General features: G+C 51.3%; 3 protein-coding genes and 1 pseudogene. 2 read left to right on the forward strand and 2 right to left on the reverse strand.

Annotation, left to right across the window (positions count from 1 at the left end):
* Both IT527_RS00005 and IT527_RS00010 read left to right on the forward strand, forming a co-directional pair.
* A partial coding sequence (locus tag IT527_RS00005) for a methanogen output domain 1-containing protein (protein ID WP_292964828.1) occupies nucleotides 1–290 on the forward strand: 290 nt, incomplete at its 5' end.
* A 118-nt stretch (nucleotides 291–408) separates the two neighbouring features.
* Entirely contained in the window at nucleotides 409–1,590 is a 1,182-nt protein-coding gene (locus IT527_RS00010; protein WP_292964830.1) for a porin, read from the forward strand.
* Nucleotides 1,591–1,673: 83 nt separating this feature from the next.
* Here the strand turns inward: IT527_RS00010 and lpdA are convergent, their stop codons facing one another.
* Both lpdA and IT527_RS00020 read right to left on the reverse strand, forming a co-directional pair.
* Entirely contained in the window at nucleotides 1,674–3,464 is a 1,791-nt protein-coding gene (gene lpdA, locus IT527_RS00015) for a dihydrolipoyl dehydrogenase (RefSeq protein ID WP_292964833.1), read from the reverse strand.
* Between the two features lie 4 nt (nucleotides 3,465–3,468).
* Nucleotides 3,469–3,710: pseudogene (locus tag IT527_RS00020) on the reverse strand (gamma-glutamyl-phosphate reductase); the annotation flags it as partial.

The raw sequence follows: 3,710 nt of genomic DNA on the forward strand, positions 1-3,710 counted from the left end.
AGCACCGGCTCAAGCAACACACTTCCCGCAACGACAAGCTTCAGGAAGCCATCACCATCATGAGCGAACTTGGCTACGATACCGAATTACGCCAATTATCGGAAAATCAGGCGGAAATTGTTGCAAAAAACTGTGTTTACCAGGAACTTGCTCAGCAGCACCATGAATTCTGCCAACTTGATATTAGTTTTTTGCAACATCTATTGCAGGCCGATATCGAGCATACGGAATGTATCGTGCGAGGTGGTAAACATTGCCGTTTCAAAATAACCGGTACCAAAGAATCGTGATCATGATAGCCACACCGGCCACAAACAGCAGCGTTATAATTTCCGGCTTCATTTACAACACGAATCAAACAACTACGACCTTCTCATCCGGCAAAAATAATAAACAGGCAATAAATAAATGTGCTTATCGCAACTAAAAAAAATCGGCGCTTCACTTTTCATCGCCCCAATTTTGCTCCCGATTGCTTCTGCTCATGCAGATGAAGGTGGTTTGATCAAAACATTGACTGGCTACAACATCAATGAAATCACGCCCGCTCCAACCATCAAACTGAAATTTGGCGGATGGGTGGAAACCGGGTTTACCGGCAATCCGCGTGGCCCGCGGAATAAATCCAATTATCCGGTGTCATTCAACGATGGCGCCAACCAGTTCAAGCTCCATCAGGTTTATGCCTATATCGAAAAGGAAGTTGATACTAGTGGAAATGCCTGGGACATCGGCATGCGCGCCGATCTTCTGTATGGCACGGATGCAAAATTTTCAGCAACCTCTCATTTCGACACAACCATTCTGGGAGTCAGCCCCAAACATCAATTGGTATTTCCCCAACTGTACGCCAGCCTGTATGCGCCAATTGGAAATGGCCTGACACTGACAGCCGGCCATTTTTATACGCTGATCGGGTACGAATCCGTGATGTCACCCAATAATTTCTTTTTTTCGCATGCCTATACCATGCGCTATGCCGAGCCCTTTACCCACATGGGTATGCTGCTTTCCTACCCGGTCAACAGCAATCTGACCGTCAAAAGCGGAATGGTTACCGGCTGGGACAGCCTCTCCCGGCACACGCCAAACTACCTGGGCGGATTAAACTACGCCAGCGATGACAAAAAAACCAGTTTTGCCGTTTCACTGATTACAGGCGATGCCAGGACCACTGACCTGCATAAAAATCACAACCGCACCATGTACAGCGTAGTAGTGGAACACCGGCTTCTTGAAAAACTGCGTTATGTATTCCAGCACGATTTTGCCGTTGAGGCTAAAACGGCCAGCACTCCCTCTGCCGCATGGTATGGAATCAATCAGTATCTTCTGTACGATATTTCAGACAAGCTGGGCGCAGGATTGCGTTTTGAGTGGTTCCACGACAAAAACGGAACGCGTGTAATGGGGGATGGCCACAATCAGGATTTCATTGGCATTACGGCAGGATTGAACTACAAACCGATTACCGGAATTACCCTGCGCCCGGAGATTCGCTATGATTGGGCAACTCGTCATCATGTCTTCAAGGACGGGCGAGACAAGGATCAGATTCTGCTTTCTGTCAGTGCCATCCTGCATTTCTAATTCTCCGGCTGGCTACCTTTCCATTTGATCAATTAAACAGGGCAGAAAACAAAAAACCAGCCAGCTATCTGTTTTTTCTACATTCACTTCTTCGGCACATACAGATCCGTGATCGTGCCTTCAGCCAGTTCAGCGGAAAACAGGACGGTCTCGGATAAAGTAGGATGCGGGTGGATGGTCAATCCGATGTCCTGCATGTCTGCCCCCATTTCCAGCGCCAGTACGGTTTCTGCAATCAGTTCTCCCGCATGCGGCCCAACCATGCCGGCTCCCAGGATTCTTTTGGTATCCTTATCGAAAAGCAGCTTGGTCATGCCTTCATCGCGCACCATGGTAATGGCGCGGCCGCTGGCTGCCCAGGGAAACACTGCTTTCTCATAAGCGACACCCTGCTTTTCAGCTTCGGTTTCTGTCAAGCCCATCCAGGCGATTTCAGGATCAGTATAGGCAACCGAAGGAATAGTGCGAGCATCGAATGCAGCCTTGTATCCGGCAATGACTTCCGCTGCAATTTTACCCTCGTGCGAGGCTTTATGCGCCAGCATGGGCTCCCCGGCAATATCGCCAATTGCAAAAATGTGAGGAACGCTGGTTCGCATCTGCTTATCCACCGGGATGAAACCACGTTCGTCCACATTGACACCCGCCACTTCGGCATTGACCAGTTTTCCGTTTGGCCGGCGCCCGACTGCCACCAGCACCCGGTCATAACGTTGCGGCTCCGGGGCCTGTTCACCTTCAAAATATACCTGCAACCCGCCAGTGTCCGCCTCAATCCGGCTGACACTGGTATTGAGGTAAATGGCTTCACATTCTGCTTTCAGCTTTTTGTAAAGCGGCTTAACCAGGTCAGCATCCGCGCCCGGAATGAGCTGCGCCATCCGCTCCACAATACTGATTCTGGCGCCAAGGGCATGATAGACCGTTGCCATTTCCAGCCCGATGATCCCGCCTCCCAATATGAGCATATGCCCGGGAATATCTGCCAAAGCCAGTGCTCCGGTTGAATCGATAATGCGCTCATCATCAGCGGGAAGCCCGGGAATACGCGCTACACTCGATCCAGCAGCGATCACACAGTGATCGAACGAGATTGTTTTGATTCCATCCGGCGTTTGCACTTCGATCAGATGCGGATTGACGAATTTCCCCGTACCCTGAATAACAGTCACCTTGCGCTGCCTGGCAAGCATGGACAACCCCTTGGTCAGCTTGCCTACCACCGATTCTTTCCAGGTGCGCAGCTTGCCCAAATCGATTTCAGGCTGCCTGAAATGAATGCCGTACAGGCTTGCTCCCTTTGCTTCGTCAAGGGTTTTTGCCGCATGCAGCAGTGCCTTGGAAGGAATACAACCCACATTCAGACACACGCCACCCAACATGGGATAACGCTCGATCAACACCACCTGCTTACCCAGATCAGCCGCCCGGAACGCCGCCGTATAGCCACCCGGCCCGGCACCCAGCACGACCACTTCAGCGTGAACTTCCCCATGTTCTCCACGAACGGCCGCTAGAGTTGACACTGTCTTCCCGGCAGGCATTTCTTCTGCATCTGCCGGCACAACCGGCTGATTGTCGGCCCTGCCCACATCGCCGGATGATGTGGATGCGGCTGCCTGGGCAGCTGCCTCCCCAATTTCCAGTGTAACGATGAGTGAACCTTGTGAAATTCTGTCACCCGCTTTGACGTGTATCTCCCGTACAGTACCTGCCCGGGGAGCCGGTACTTCCATTGAAGCCTTGTCAGTTTCGAGCACCAGTAACGATGCCTCCTGTTCGACTTCATCGCCCGGACTGACCAGAATTTCCACCACCGGAACATCCTTGAAATCGCCAATATCAGGCAAAGTTACTTTCATGAATTGCGTCATTCTTCTATACCCTGATATGGCCGTCACCCAGCACAATGAATTTCTGACTGGTCAAGCCTTCCAGCCCCACCGGGCCGCGCGCATGCAGCTTGTCGGTGGAAATACCAATCTCTGCTCCGAGGCCATATTCAAATCCATCAGCAAAACGGGTTGATGCATTCACCATGACCGAACTGGAATCCACTTCGCGCAGAAATTGACGGGCACGGGAATAATCTTCGGTCACGATGGTGTCAGTGTGTTGCG

It is taken from the genome of Nitrosomonas sp., assembly GCF_020852615.1.
Taxonomy (GTDB): domain Bacteria; phylum Pseudomonadota; class Gammaproteobacteria; order Burkholderiales; family Nitrosomonadaceae; genus Nitrosomonas.